This is a genomic window from Pseudomonas sp. P5_B2 (assembly GCF_056400445.1).
On the sequence record NZ_JBFULH010001314.1, the window covers coordinates 1 to 719 of the forward strand.

The 719-nt window shown below is 57.0% G+C and carries 1 pseudogene; it reads left to right on the forward strand.

The annotated features are described in order from the left end of the window. Positions 1-232 precede the first annotated feature (232 nt). Positions 233-622: pseudogene (locus AC1DRJ_RS30950) on the forward strand (hypothetical protein); the annotation flags it as partial. Positions 623-719 lie beyond the last annotated feature (97 nt).

The window sequence follows — 719 nt, forward strand, 5'->3', positions numbered from 1 at the left end:
GATTTCACGACTGCTTCGCAGCCGAACGCAGCCTCGCAGGCTCGGCAGCTGCTACAACGTGTGATTTGGATTAAGGGCAGACATGCCGGGTTTGGAGACATCGCGCACGCTGGCAGCGACAATTTTTTTTGTCACTACAATGAAGTGAAATCGAAAAAAGCACCGCATCAACGTGTTGTGCTTTGGTCAATGAAACTGCGCCAAACGGATATTTTGCAGCGAGGTAGGACGCATGCCAAACACCGAAATACAGAAGCGGGCGCGAATAACCAGAACGATCCGCGTGGCGACATCGGGCCAGGAGGCGGAACGAACCATGATGTTTGCCGCGCTCGGTTGCAACCTCGCCTGGGGGCTTGCGGACGCGGTGATGTATCTACTGCGTGCATTGATCGATCGCACGTGCAAAAGCACGTTATACGAGAAGCTCGCCGGGGCGGACGCGGCCACCGGCCAGGCGCTTGTGGCAGGTGCACTGCCGTCGCACCTGGCGGCAGCCGCCAAGCCTGAGACCCTGGAATTGTTACGCAGCCGTCTGGTCGAGTATCCGGCCACGTCGGTAAATTCGCGGCTTGGCTGGAATGATTTCAAGGGTGCACTGGGTGTTTTTCTGTTGGTAGTGGCGATCGTCGCGCTCGGCGGATGACGAACAAAAGCGGACTCGGTATTTCTGCGGCTTCCTCTAAGCCATTACGCACTATACGCCAAGGGGTTACAGG